Raw genomic sequence first — 11,861 nt, 5'->3', positions numbered from 1 at the left:
CATGCGCCTCGGCGTCTTCGTCGGCTGCTTCTTCGTCCTCTGGGGCCTGGTCTACGTCGGCGTGCTGCCCCGCGGCCTCGGCGACTCGAACCTGCTCTGGGTGCTCCTCCTCGCCATCGTGATCTCCGCGCCGCTCAGCTTCGTGCTGCTGCGGGGGCAGCGGGACGCGATGTCCGAACAGATCGTGGCCAAGGTGGACCGGGCGAAGGACCGTCTGGCGGAGAACCGGTCGCGCGAGGACGCGTAAGGTCCGGGTAAGTTTCATCACAGTACAAACACCCCGGTCAGGAGCTTCGAAGGCTCCTGACCGGGGTGTTCTGCGTTTCGGAGGCAGGGAACGCTCTCGGCATCTCAAAGAAGGGCTTTGAGGTTCTCAAAGTTCAAGTGTTAACGTACCTGCCATGACGACAGCACTGCGCCTTCCCGATGCCGCGAGCACCCCGCTCGTGGCGCGCCTGCATGTCGATCTGTGCCGCTGTATGTCCGCGGTCTGTTGCCGCGAGCTCTGACCCCGGCATCATGCGGCGGTACCGCAAGAACGCGTGTGTACCGCACCCCCGTCCCCGTATTACCCCGATACGCACCGCTGGAGTGTGTCTGTGTCCGCGTCCGCGTCCACGCCCGAGGCGAAGTCCCCGACTTCCTCCCGAATACCCAAGATCCCCTTCTGGGCCCAGATCGTCGCCGGTCTCGTGCTCGGTGTCCTGCTCGGCTGGCTCGCCCGCAGCCAGGACATCAGCTGGCTGAAGGAGACTCTCGGCCAGGTCGGCGACATCTTCGTCCAGCTCCTGAAGCTGGCCGTCGCCCCCCTCGTCTTCTTCGCGATCCTGGTGTCGATCACCAACCTGCGCAAGGTCAACAACGCCGCCCGGCTGGCCGCCCAGACCCTGGTCTGGTTCATGATCACCTCGCTGATCGCGGTCGGCATCGGCCTCGCGATCGGCCTGATCACCAACCCGGGCGCCGGCACCGGCCTCACCCCGCAGGACGGCGAGCTGCCGAAGCGCGAGGGCACCTGGATCGACTTCCTGACCGGGATCATCCCGTCCGACGTCATCACGCCCTTCACCGAGCTGAACGTCCTCCAGATCGTCTTCATGGCCGCCGTCGCCGGCATCGCCGCGCTGAAGCTCGGTGACCGCGCCAAGCCGATCCTCGCCCTCTCCGAGTCGGTCCTGGAGCTGCTCCAGAAGGCCCTGTGGTGGGTCATCCGCCTCGCTCCCATCGGCACCGTCGGCCTCATCGGCTTCGCCATCGCCGACTACGGCTGGGAGCTGATCGGCAAGTACGCGACCTTCACCGCCGACGTCTACATCGGCTGCGCCCTGGTCCTCTTCGGCGTCTACCCGCTGCTGCTCGCGACGGTCGCCAAGGTCAACCCGATCCAGTTCTTCAAGGGCGCCTGGCCGGCCATCCAGCTGGCCTTCGTCTCCCGCTCCTCCGTCGGCACGATGCCGGTCACCCAGAAGGTCACCGAGCGCCTCGGCGTCCCGAAGGAGTACGCCTCCTTCGCGGTCCCGTTCGGCGCCACGACCAAGATGGACGGCTGCGCCGCGATCTACCCGGCGCTCGCCGCGATCTTCATCGCGCAGATCTTCGACGTGCAGCTGGGCATCCAGGACTACCTGCTGATCGCCTTCGTCTCGGTCGTCGGCTCCGCGGCCACCGCGGGCCTCACCGGCGCGACGGTCATGCTGACCCTGACCCTCTCCACGCTGGGCCTCCCGCTGGAGGGCGTGGGTCTGCTGATGGCGATCGACCCGATCCTGGACATGATCAGGACGGCGACGAACGTCGCCGGTCAGGCGCTGGTCCCGGTCGTCGTCGCGGCCCGCGAGAAGATCCTGGACGTCGACGCGTACAACTCCGCGTCGTCCTCCCCGATCGAGGACCGCGAGCCTGCCCTCGCCGCGTAACGCTCAGGCGCGCAGCCTGCTTGATGCCCATGCCCCCGGTCACGGGGGTGTGGGCATCGCGCGTTGGGGGGCCTGTTTTTCGGGGGCAGGCGCGATGTTGTCGGCTGCGGTCGACCAGGTGATGCCGTTCGCGTTCTGGATGTGGGCGATACGGATGCGTCGGCCGCCGTGCATCTCGTGGACGACGGCCGTCAACTCCCCTTCGCCCCGGCTCGCGATGTCGCGGACCATGTGGTGAAGGAGAGGGTGGTCCTCCCGGCCTTCGGCGTCCACCGGGTTCACTGCCCCGGCTCCTCGTGGGTGTCGGGCCACCGCTCGAGAAACTTCTGCCATCCGGCCTCGGCGCGAGCAAGGAGGGCCGGGCTCAAGCCCGTCAGTGTTGCAGGAGTGCCCGGCTGCTGTTCATCGGTGTCCGATGTCTCCATGGCCGTACCTTAAGCGTAAGCCGCCTTAAGCGGCAAGCGCTTAAGGCTTGGCTGGTGCGACCCAATGGGCAAGTAAGGTCGCACCACACCAGCGAGTTGGAGGTAGGAGCATGTCGGGCGACGCGTGGATCAGTGAGACCGCGCCGTACCTGGCCCCGCGCGAACCTGGCCAGAGTGACGCATGGACCGATGAGGCCGATCGCCGGGGGCGCCGTGGCGGTCAGCGGCTGCTCCAGGCGGGCGAAGTGCATGCCCCAGACGCTGTCCGAGCCGCACTGCAGTTGGCTGCCGGTGAGCATGTGATCGTCAGGCGCCGGCTGATCCTGCTCGATGACCAGCCCGTGGAGTTGGCCGACTCCTACTACCCCCTCGCCATCGCCGGCGGCACGCCGCTCGCGGAACAGCGGAAGGTACCCGGTGGTGCCGTCAGCTTGCTCAGAGACTTGGGGTACACCGGCGCCGAGGTCGTGGAGGACGTCAGTGCCGCCCTCGCCACAGCCGACGAGTGCGAGCACCTGGGCCTGCCCGCGGGGAGCGCCGTCATGCACCTGCTCCGCTTGACGCGGACCGCCGACGGGACCCCGATGGAGGTCTCCCTGATGACCATGCCGGCCGACCGGCACCTCACGTACCGGCTCGGAAGGCAGGGAGCGTGATGGCCAGAGAGTTCAAGGACGCGAGATCTCCGCACCAGAAGATCGCTGCGGAGATCCGGCGGCAGATCGCCCGCGGAGAACTCCCTCCGGGCAGCAAGCTGGGATCGACGGCCGAGCTGATGGAACAGTACGGCGGCGTCGCCAACACCACTGTCCAGAAGGCTCTCCAGATGCTGAAGGCGGAGGGTCTGCTGGAAGGGCTCGCCGGCCGGGGCGTCTATGTGCGGCAGCACGTACAGCAGGCCATCGAGCCGATGCTCTACATGAAGTCGGCGGGCCCGGGCGAGCCCTACCCGTGGATGTCCGAGGCCGCGAAACGGCAACAGGCCGGCCGGTCACAGCTTCTCGACGTCGACGTCGTCGTCCCGCCGCAGGAAGTGGCCGAGGCCCTGGGGCTGGAGGACGGCGAGCGAGCCGTGCTCCGCAAACAGGTTCTGTTCCTGGACGAGGAGCCGACGGAACTCACGAGGTCGTACTACCCGCTGAGCCTGGTCGAGGGCACGGCAGTGCTGGAGACGAGGCGCATCCGTGGCGGTACGCCGGCGCTGCTCGACTCCCTCGGATTTCCCCCACGAGAGTTCGTCGACGAGCTGTCGTCGGAGATCCCGACGGAAGAGGAGGTCGTCGCGCTGGAGCTGCCGAAGGACATGCCGGTCCTGCTCGCCTTCCGGGTGGTCTATTCCGACGACCGGCGCCCGATCGAGGTCACGCTGATGACGAAGGCGGCGCATCGCTACAGGATGCGGTACAGGTCGATCGTGGAGTAGCTGAAGGCCGGCCGGTGCGGCCCGGTCCTCGCCGCCGCCGTCGAGGACCGCATCGTGGCGGATCTCAACCAGGCCTCCGGGGCGCGTCGTTACGCGCTCCGGTCGCGCGGGGTTCATCAGGAAAAGGAACGGGAGAGAACCCTTCCAACCAGCCCCCCCCGACCCCCCAACTGCCCACGTCACACGAACGGGTGACGCAGTGTCGGGAACGTGGATCGGTGCGGTACGGTCTGCCGCAACAACGGCATATGCAACTCGGCCCCCGGCAGGACGGCAATCCTGACCGAGGGCCTACCGATCAGGAAGTCGACACCTTCCCAATGGCTGAACCGCAGTCTAACGCGGCCGTGTCCGCGCATCCCGTGTCCCACGTGATTCCCGAGGGCGCGCCCCGGTCCGGTGTGATCCACATCCGGCACCGCCACACCGAACGCTTCACGGTCGTCGGCAACCACCTCGCCCAGCACGAGGAGCTCTCCGCCGCCGCGATCGGGCTCGCCGTGTACATCCAGTCGCTTCCGGACGGGGTCTCCGTGACCGCCAAGGCGCTCGCGCTGCGATTCCGGGAGGGCGAGAGGACCGTCCGCCGGGCGCTCAACGAGCTGGAGAGTACCGGGTACCTGGCCCGCCCCCGACTCCCCGTCGGCGGCGGCAAGTTCGCCACCCGCACGCTCTCGTACGACAAGCCCGGCATCGCACCCGAGGCGGACTCCGCTCCCGAGCCGGATCCCGAACCCGACCGCGAGCCCGAGCCCGAGCCCGATCCCCACCCCGAGCCGGACCGTGTTGCCGGGCGGAAGCCCGGTCCCTCGCCGAAGGCTGCCTGCCCGAGGCCGGTGGTGCCCCGGGCGCACACGCCTGTCCGGCCCGCTCCCAGCGGCCCCGCCGCCGATCTCCTCGTCCGGCTCCGGCTCTCGGACCCCCGTCTGCTGCTCTCCGCCGGGGACGTCGAGCGGCTCTCTCCCGCCGTCGAGACCTGGCTGGACCGCTCCGTGTCCCCCGGCCAGATCGCCCGCACCCTCACCGCGAACCTGCCGCCGGAGCCCGTCCCCATCCATCACCCGGCGCGTTTCCTGGAGTACCGCCTCACGACCTTGCTGCCGCCGCCACTCCCCGTCGCACCCGCGCCGCCGCCCGGTCCGCCGCCCCTGACCACCTGCGACGGCTGTGAACGCGCCTTCCGCAGCCACGATCCCGAGGAGCGGTGCGGCGACTGCAGGGCCGCGGCCTGAGGCAACCGCACGTAGGCTCTTCCCCGGTGCAGGCGAGTGGGGTGGGAAGGGTGGCCGAGGTGGCTGGCGCGAAGGTCAAGCGGATGCCGCGGGCGGTGCGGGAGCGGCAGATGATGGACGCCGCCGTGCAGACCTTCGGGCAGCGGGGGTATCAGGCCGCGTCCATGGACGAGATCGCCGAGCTCGCCGGTGTCTCGAAGCCGCTGGTCTATCTGTATCTGAACTCCAAGGAAGAGCTCTTCACCGCCTGCATCCGGCGGGAGGCGCAGGCACTGCTCGCCGCCGTCGCCGCCGGGGTCGACGCGCGGCTGCCGGCCGAGGAGCAGCTGTGGGCCGGGCTGCTGGCCTTCTTCACGCACACCGCCGAGCACCCCGACGGGTGGGCGGTCCTGAGCCGGCAGGCGCGGACGCACGGGGAGCCGTTCGCGGGCGAGGCGGCGCGGATGCGGGACGAGATCGTGGCGTACGTGGGGACGCTGATCGGGGCCGCCGCGCGGGAGACGCACCGCGAGACGGACCGGGATCCGGAGCTGGCCGAGCGGGACGTCGCCGGGCTCTCCCAGGCGCTGGTCGGCGCGGCGGAGTCGCTGGCCTGCTGGGCCAACGAGACGCCGGGGATGACGGCCTGGGAGTCGGCGGCGACGCTGATGAACTTCTCCTGGGCCGGGCTCGGCAACCTCATGAAGAGCGAGCGCTGGTCTCCTCGTACTCCCCACTGAAGCCGCTGAAGCCGGTGAAGCCCGCCAGGTGCAGGCGGTCGCCGGAGCTCAGCTGGAAGTGGCCCTCGCCGTCGGCGCCGTGACGGACCGTGCGCGGTAGCAGGACCGGTGCCTTGAACTCTCCTCGTGCGTAAGGGAATTCACCCTCGCCGTCCCGTTCCGCCAGGCAGCGTGCGAACGTCCACATGCCGTGCGCCACCGTCCTCGGGAAGCCGAAGGCCCGGGCGGTGAGCGGGTGGAGGTGGATCGGGTTCCGGTCGCCGGAGACGGCGGCGTAGCGGCGGCCCAGGTCCGGGGGGAGGTGCCACTCCGTGGTCGTGGGCAGGGGCGGGGGCAGGAGCGGGGTCTGCGGGGGCCGGGTGTCCCCCGTGCGTGCGTGGCGCGCCAGGTAGCCGCTCGCCGACTCCCACACGAGGCGGCCGTCGAGGCGTGCCTCCGTCACCATCGTGACCTCGGTGCCCCGGCGGTGGGGCCTCGTCTCCCGTGCGTACACGGTGAGTTCGGGGCGGTCGGCCGCCGTGAGCGGGGCGTGCCGGGTGATCGTGATCCAGGTGTGGACGAGCCCGAGCAGAGGGAGCGGGAAGTCCCGGCGGCTCATCAGCCGCATCGCCGACGGGAAGCCGAGGACGTGGGGGTAGGTCAGGGGGAGCGGTCCGCCGGTGCGGTACGGGAAGCCGCAGAGGCGGGCGTAGGCGGCGAGGCGGTCCTCGTCGACGCGCAGCGGGCCGCGTGTGATCCGGGTCCGGGGCGGCGGGGTGTCCGGGCGGGCCCGGGTGAACGGGGCGCGGGTCACGGCGCCGGCCAGGGCGAGGAGGTCCGTCAGCGCGTCACGCGTGGCCATTGTCCCAACTCCCTGCCCGGTCTTAGATTTACTGAAAAGTAAGGTTACTCGTACGTCAGTAGCCGGTGTCCATCCCGACGGCCGAGGAGCCGCACGTGCCCGACAACGAGCCGCAGCCGTACGTCACCGTCGTCGCCGGAAGGGTGCGCGAGGCCTCCGTGCCCCCGCTCGCTCCCCCGGTCCGGCGCGGCTCGCTCGCCGACATCCCCTACGACAACGCCCGAGCCGAGCCGGGTGCCGTCGTCTTCGGGCGCAAGCGGTCCGGCGGCGGGCGCAAGGGGACCGACGGCACCTGGGAGGACGTCACCGCCTCCGCCTTCGCCGCCGAAGTCCACTCCGTGGCCAAGGGGTTGATCGCCGCGGGCCTGCGCCCCGGGGACCGGCTCGCCCTGATGGCCCGTACCACCTACGAGTGGACCCTTCTCGACTTCGCCGCCTGGGCCGCCGGGCTGATCACCGTCCCCGTCTACCCCACCTCCTCCGCCTTCCAGACCCGCTGGATCCTCCAGGACTCCGGCGCGACCGCCTGTGTCGTGGAGGACACCGCCCTGGGCCGGATGGTCTCCGCCGAGCGCCGCGGGCTGCCCGGCCTCGCCCACCTCTGGGTCCTCGACGCCGGCGCCGTCGACCAGCTGCGCAAGGCCGGGGCGCACGTCCCCGACGAGGCCGTGACCGCCCGCCGCGGCCTGCTCACCCCCGAGACCATCGCCACCCTCGTCTACACCTCGGGCACCACCGGCCGCCCCAAGGGCTGCGCCCTGACCCACGCCAACTTCTTCGCCGAGGTCGACAACGCCATCGCGTTCCTCCACCCCGTCTTCCGGGAGGTCAGCAAGGAGGTCCCGGCGACCCTGCTCTTCCTGCCCCTCGCGCACGTCTTCGGCCGGATGGTCGCGATCGGCTGCGTGCGGGCGCGGGTACGGCTCGGGCACGCGCCGTCCATCGAGAACGGCGACCTGCTCGCCGACCTGGCCGGCTTCCGGCCCACGTTCCTGCTGGCCATCCCGTACGTCCTGGAGAAGGTGTACAACTCCGCCCGGGCGACGGCGGAGCGGAGCGGCCGGGCCGGCTCCTTCGACCGCGCGGCCCGCGTCGCCCGTCGGTACGGGCACGAGGACGAACCCTCGCTGGGGCTGCGCGCCGCACGGGCGCTGTACGACCCGCTGGTCTACCGGCGGATCAGGGACGCGCTCGGCGGCCGGGTCCGGCACGTGATCTGCGGCGGGTCGCCGCTGGGGACGCGGCTCTCGGAGTTCTACTCGGGCGCGGGCATCGAGGTCTACGAGGGGTACGGCCTGACGGAGACCTGCGCCGCCGCGACGGTCACCCCGCCGCGCCTGCCGCGCACCGGGACCGTCGGCCGGCCGCTGCCCGGCACGGCGGTGCGGATCGCCGACGACGGTGAGGTCTGGCTCAAGGGCGGCCATGTCTTCGCCGGCTACTGGGACGCCCAGCGGGGGGTCGCCCTGCCCTACACCGACGAGGGCTGGTTCCCGACCGGGGACCTGGGCGCGCTGGACGAGGACGGCTATCTGCGGATCACCGGCCGTACGAAGGACATCCTCATCACCTCGGCGGGCAAGAACGTCGCCCCCGCACCCCTGGAGGACTGGATCCGTGCCCATCCCCTGGTCGGCCAGTGCATGGTCCTCGGCGACAACCGTCCGTACGTCACCGCGCTGCTCACCCTGGACCACGAAGGACTCGTCCACTGGCGGCGGATGCGGAAGAAGGACCACATCGCGCTCCGTGAGCTCGCGCGGGACGAGGAGCTCCTCGCCGCGCTCCAGCGCGCCGTGGACGACGCCAACCGGCTGGTGTCACGGGCCGAGGCGGTCCGCGCATTCCGCGTCCTGACCGCCGAGTGGTCCGAGACCAGCGGTCATCTGACGCCCTCGCTGAAGCTGAGGCGGGGCGCGGTGCTGCGTGACTTCGCCCGAGAGATCGAGGAGATGTACGGGGGCGAGGGCGCGGCGGTCACACCATGAGGCTCACTTCGTGGATCTCGTCGGCGGCGTGCCCGGTGCGGGCGTGAATGCGCTGGACCGCCTCGGGCGAGGGCCCGTGGGAGAGGCAGTAGACCGTGCCGGACTCCGGGTCGGCCCAGGCCTTCTCGAAGTGGACGCCCTCGTCCTTCTCGATCGCGAGGTCGGCCGCGTGCGCTTCCCGCAGCTGGTCGGCGGTGATCCCCACCATGTTCCGGTGGACATCCATGTACGTACCCATGGTTCTCACACCTCCTCCTCTCATGGTGCGCCCCGGTCGCCCGTCACGGCCAGAGCAGCTCGGTGATCCAGCCGCCTGTCTCCCGGCGGTAGCGCAGGCGGACGTGGCGCCGCCGCTCGTCGCCCTGGAAGAACTCGACCTCGGCCGGTTCCAGGACGTAGAGCGTCCAGCTCTCGGCGTGGGCGCCCGGCTCCGCCTCCGCCCGCCGCCAGGCCGCCTCGCTCACCCGGCGCAGCTCCTCCAGCGACCCCAGCACCTCGCTCTGCCGGCCCACGAGCGCCGAGGCCAGCGCCCCGGTCGTGCGGGCGTGCAGGTCGGCGTACGCCTCGTCCCGCGGCGATGCCGAGACCCGGCCGCGGACCCGGACCTGGCGGCCCTGGCGCGGCCAGTAGAAGCCGAGCGCGGCCTCGGGGCGGGCGGCGAGCTGGCGGCCTTTCGCACTGGTGGCGTGCGAGGCGAAGTGCCAGCCGCGCTCGTCGGCGCCGTGGAGCATCACCGTACGGACGTCGGGCCGTCCGTCCTCGTCCACGGTCGCCAGGGACATGGTGTGCGGCTCGGCCTGCCCGGCCCCGGCCGCCGACACGAACCAGTCGTGGAAGAGGGGCAGGGGCTCGTCGGGCGCGGTCCCGGGATCGAAGACGGGCAGTTCGGTCTCCCAGACCCGCAGGGAACGGAGGGCGCGGTCGAAGTCGCTCATGCGGAGACCTTAGGCCGGAGCGTCGGCGCCGCGACGCCCCGGCCTCAGGTCGTCAGAACCCGGCCTCGTAGAAGAGGTCGTCCAGGAGCACGCCGTTGGACTTCCTGCTCTTGAAGGGCGCGGTCCGGTCGCCGGTGCCCGCGTAGAAGTACGACCCGGCGCCGGTGGCGGCCCCCCGCTTCAGCGCGAGCAGGTCGGGACGGCCGTCGCCGTTGCCGTCGCCGATCCCGATGATGTCGTTGTACGTGTTCCAGCCGCTGCCGATCCGCGTCCGGGCGGTGAAGGTGCCGTCACCCTTGCCCAGGTACAGCCAGAGGACACCGTCCTTGTCCCGCGCGACGAGGTCGCCGGCGGCGCCGCCGGCGAGGTTGCCGGTGGCGGTGAGCTGGTTGTAGATCCCCCATCCGGTGCCGATCTTCTTCCGCGCGGAGAACGGGGCGCCGGCGTTGCCCGTGCCGGGGTAGAGCCAGAGGACGCCCGCCTTGTCGGTGGCGACCAGGTCGGCCTTGCCGTCGTTGGTCAGGTCGCCGCCGCCCGCGAGCTGGTCGTAGACCTGCCAGCCGCCGCCGATCTTCGTCCGGGTGAGGAGCGGCTTCGTTCCCGCGCCGGTGCCCTGGTAGAGCCAGAGTGCCCCGCTCCTGTCCCGGGCGATCGCGTCGCTCACGGACGTGCCCGCCACGTTGCCGACGGACTCCATCCGGTCGTAGATCTGCCAGCCGCCGCCGACGTTCCAGGCACCCGTGTGGACGAGGTTGTCGCCCGCCTCGGACAGGTGCGTCCCGACGCGGATGAGGGCCCCCGACGTGTCGCGGACGAAGACGTCGGGCGTCCCGTTGTCGTCGTGGTCGTGCGGGGCGACGGGGCGGGTCACGGTGAACCGTCCGGTGGCCGTCAGCTCCGGGCCGATGCCGTCGTCCGGCCGCGCGGTGAGCTCCCAGGTGTACTCACCGTTGAGGGCGGGGCTCGCGGAGTCGGGGGACGACAGGTCCTTGCCGTTCCAGTGGAGGCTGACCTTGCGCGGTGCCGTGGTGGAGGTCGTCGTCTGGACGAGCTGCCACTGCCGGCGCTGGCCCGTCCGTACGTGGACCAGCGTCGCCCACACGTACGCGTCGCTCCGGGACAGGTCCCAGCTCAGGTCGACGCCCTTGGCGAGCTGTTCACCGGTGATCACGGACGGGACGGTGCTGCCGAGGAGGGTCACGGCGGTCGCCTGACCGGTCGGCGCGACCAGGGTGGCGGCCGGCTTCCCGTCCGCGCCCAGGGCCACCCGGTAGAGGCCGTCGCCCTTGGCAAGGGTGCCGCCCCGCACCATCAGGGAGCCGTCCGGGGCGGGGACGGAGGAGGAGAGGTGGGTGAGCAGCTCGACGGTCTCACCGGTCTCGGCCGACTCGGCGGTGAGGGGCCGTGGCGGCGTGGCTGTTCCTCCTTGGTACGAGCCTCCGCCCTGGTCGAGCCGGGACGGTTCGCCGAGGGTCACCCAACCGCCCACCAGCCGGAAGTCGTCCTCGTAGTAGCCCTTCGTCCGGATCCGTCTGGTCTCGGTCGAGCCGCGCCGTGCCGCGCCGATCACCCGCTCCCCGTCCACCCACTCGTGCCATGCCACATGCGTTCCGGAGACGGCTGCCTCCCACAGGCGGGCGGGAGAGCCGGCCTGGACGTGGGTGGACACGACGGCGGCCGTGGCGAGATCGACGACGGCCTTGCCACGGATCTCGTTCAGGCCGAGCCCGCAGTCGAACACGGCGGTGTCCTTGGAGTACGCCGTCCCGTTGAGGTCGCAGGCCCCCTGCGGCATGCCGGTCACCGGGCGGTCGGTGACGGAGCCGCCCTCCACGGTGATGAGGTGCGGGAGCCAGCCCCCCTCCGGGGAATCCACGAGGACGATCAGCGTCGAGCCGACCGCGCCTGCGAACCAGTAGCCGTCGCCCAGTTCGTCGAGGTCCACCTCGACCGGAGCGGCCGAAGGAGCGGCCATGTCGTGGATCCTCAGGACCCGGTTGTCCATCGGGTCGGCCTCGTCGCCCGTCACCACGAAGTCCGAGACCCCGCCGGTCACGAACGCGGCGGCGGGCAGCACGGCCGAGGTGCCGTCCGCGTACCGCGTCCAGCGGTACTCGGGAGCGGCGGAGTTGGTCTTCGACAGGAAGCCGGTGGTGCCGGCGCTGACGATCTCCGCGTTCAGCGGGAACCGTACGGCGGTCTCCTGCGGCGTCGTGTCGGCGGTGGTGGCCGGAGCGGCGGCCACGGCCGAAGGCGCGGCCAGGGTCCCCGCGGTGGCCGCGAGGACGGCGGTGACGGCCAGGGCCGTCAGGCGGCGGCCGTGTCTGTGCGCGTTCTTCAAGATTCTTCCTCCCCTAGAGCGCAGGACAGTAGCGGGTACTT

The 11,861-nt window shown here is 71.2% G+C and carries 12 protein-coding genes; 7 read left to right on the top strand and 5 right to left on the bottom strand.

The genetic code is table 11. The annotated features are described in order from the left end of the window. Position 1 precedes the first annotated feature (1 nt). Positions 2–247 carry a DUF4229 domain-containing protein gene (locus ACFY8U_RS33395; protein WP_389575988.1) on the top strand — a complete coding sequence of 82 codons (246 nt, stop codon included), beginning with the start codon at positions 2–4 and terminating at the stop codon, positions 245–247. Between the two features lie 352 nt (positions 248–599). Beyond that, positions 600–1,916 (top strand): dicarboxylate/amino acid:cation symporter, encoded by a 1,317-nt coding sequence (locus ACFY8U_RS33390; protein ID WP_389575923.1) that lies wholly within the window; start codon positions 600–602, stop codon positions 1,914–1,916. A 39-nt stretch (positions 1,917–1,955) separates the two neighbouring features. Here ACFY8U_RS33390 and ACFY8U_RS33385 read toward each other — a convergent pair whose 3' ends face one another. Then, entirely contained in the window at positions 1,956–2,198 is a 243-nt protein-coding gene (locus ACFY8U_RS33385) for a hypothetical protein (protein WP_389575922.1), read from the bottom strand. Between the two features lie 253 nt (positions 2,199–2,451). Here ACFY8U_RS33385 and ACFY8U_RS33380 point away from each other — a divergent pair, with 253 nt between their 5' ends. The 4 genes from ACFY8U_RS33380 (at position 2,452) to ACFY8U_RS33365 (ending at position 5,715) form a co-directional block, all read left to right on the top strand. Then, positions 2,452–2,997, top strand: a complete 546-nt coding sequence (locus ACFY8U_RS33380; protein WP_389575921.1) for a GntR family transcriptional regulator — start codon at positions 2,452–2,454, stop codon at positions 2,995–2,997. Beyond that, positions 2,997–3,764 carry a GntR family transcriptional regulator gene (locus tag ACFY8U_RS33375; RefSeq protein WP_389575920.1) on the top strand — a complete coding sequence of 256 codons (768 nt, stop codon included), beginning with the start codon at positions 2,997–2,999 and terminating at the stop codon, positions 3,762–3,764. The genes ACFY8U_RS33380 and ACFY8U_RS33375 overlap by 1 nt, the downstream gene beginning before the upstream one ends. Before the next feature lie 362 nt (positions 3,765–4,126). Beyond that, positions 4,127–4,996 carry a hypothetical protein gene (locus ACFY8U_RS33370; RefSeq protein WP_389575919.1) on the top strand — a complete coding sequence of 290 codons (870 nt, stop codon included), beginning with the start codon at positions 4,127–4,129 and terminating at the stop codon, positions 4,994–4,996. Positions 4,997–5,079: 83 nt separating this feature from the next. Then, positions 5,080–5,715, top strand: a complete 636-nt coding sequence (locus ACFY8U_RS33365) for a TetR/AcrR family transcriptional regulator (RefSeq protein WP_389575987.1) — start codon at positions 5,080–5,082, stop codon at positions 5,713–5,715. Here ACFY8U_RS33365 and ACFY8U_RS33360 read toward each other — a convergent pair. Then, positions 5,675–6,556 carry a MaoC/PaaZ C-terminal domain-containing protein gene (locus ACFY8U_RS33360; RefSeq protein WP_389575918.1) on the bottom strand — a complete coding sequence of 294 codons (882 nt, stop codon included), beginning with the start codon at positions 6,554–6,556 and terminating at the stop codon, positions 5,675–5,677. The two genes, ACFY8U_RS33365 and ACFY8U_RS33360, sit on opposite strands and share 41 nt — an antisense overlap. Before the next feature lie 95 nt (positions 6,557–6,651). Here ACFY8U_RS33360 and ACFY8U_RS33355 point away from each other — a divergent pair, with 95 nt between their 5' ends. Next, the gene (locus ACFY8U_RS33355; protein WP_389575917.1) at positions 6,652–8,544 is read left to right on the top strand and encodes an AMP-dependent synthetase/ligase; all 1,893 of its coding nucleotides are present in this window, start codon (positions 6,652–6,654) and stop codon (positions 8,542–8,544) included. On the opposite strand, the gene ACFY8U_RS33350 is transcribed toward ACFY8U_RS33355, so the two are convergent. The 3 genes from ACFY8U_RS33350 to ACFY8U_RS33340 are packed head-to-tail and all read right to left on the bottom strand — an operon-like array spanning position 8,534 to position 11,820. Further along, positions 8,534–8,782 carry an SCO4226 family nickel-binding protein gene (locus tag ACFY8U_RS33350; RefSeq protein ID WP_389575916.1) on the bottom strand — a complete coding sequence of 83 codons (249 nt, stop codon included), beginning with the start codon at positions 8,780–8,782 and terminating at the stop codon, positions 8,534–8,536. The two genes, ACFY8U_RS33355 and ACFY8U_RS33350, sit on opposite strands and share 11 nt — an antisense overlap. Before the next feature lie 43 nt (positions 8,783–8,825). Then, positions 8,826–9,479 (bottom strand): pyridoxal 5'-phosphate synthase, encoded by a 654-nt coding sequence (locus ACFY8U_RS33345; protein ID WP_389575915.1) that lies wholly within the window; start codon positions 9,477–9,479, stop codon positions 8,826–8,828. Between the two features lie 52 nt (positions 9,480–9,531). After that, on the bottom strand, positions 9,532–11,820 hold the full coding sequence (locus tag ACFY8U_RS33340; RefSeq protein WP_389575914.1) for an FG-GAP-like repeat-containing protein: 2,289 nt from the start codon (positions 11,818–11,820) through the stop codon (positions 9,532–9,534). Positions 11,821–11,861: the final 41 nt, after the last annotated feature.

Source organism: Streptomyces sp. NPDC012508, assembly GCF_042902595.1.
Taxonomy (GTDB): Bacteria; Actinomycetota; Actinomycetes; order Streptomycetales; family Streptomycetaceae; genus Streptomyces.
This window is presented reverse-complemented; position numbering and strand designations above follow the sequence as displayed.